At 72.3% G+C, this 376-nt stretch carries 1 protein-coding gene; it reads left to right on the top strand.

Annotation, left to right across the window (positions count from 1 at the left end; translation table 11 throughout):
* The coding region (locus E1212_RS29160) for a transposase (protein ID WP_131989037.1) at positions 1 to 376 on the top strand (376 nt) is incomplete at both ends.

The raw sequence follows: 376 nt of genomic DNA, 5'->3' as shown, positions 1-376 counted from the left end.
CTGCCCGGCCCTGCTCGCAGTGCCCGGCGTCGGCCCGATCGTGGCCGCGACCATCCTGGCCGAACTCGGCGACCCCACCCGCATCCACGACGGCGCCGCGCTGGCCCGCATGGCCGGCACCGCCCCGATCCCGGTCTGGAGCTCCAACACCGAACGCCACCGCCTGGACCGCGGCGGCAACCGGCGCCTGAACAAAGCCCTGCACATCGTCGCGCTAACCCAGGCCCGCCACCACGCCCCCGCCCAGGCCCTGATCGCCAAACACCTCGACAACAAAGGCAAACGCGGCGCCATGCGCGTGCTCAAACGCCACCTCACCGACGTCATCCACCGCACGCTCCGCCGCGACATCCCACCGCTGACCTGCCACCAGCCA

This window comes from Jiangella ureilytica, from assembly GCF_004348545.1.
Classification (GTDB): Bacteria; Actinomycetota; Actinomycetes; order Jiangellales; family Jiangellaceae; genus Jiangella; species Jiangella ureilytica.
Note: the sequence above shows the minus strand (reverse complement) of the source record. Positions and strands in the feature narration are given on the sequence as shown.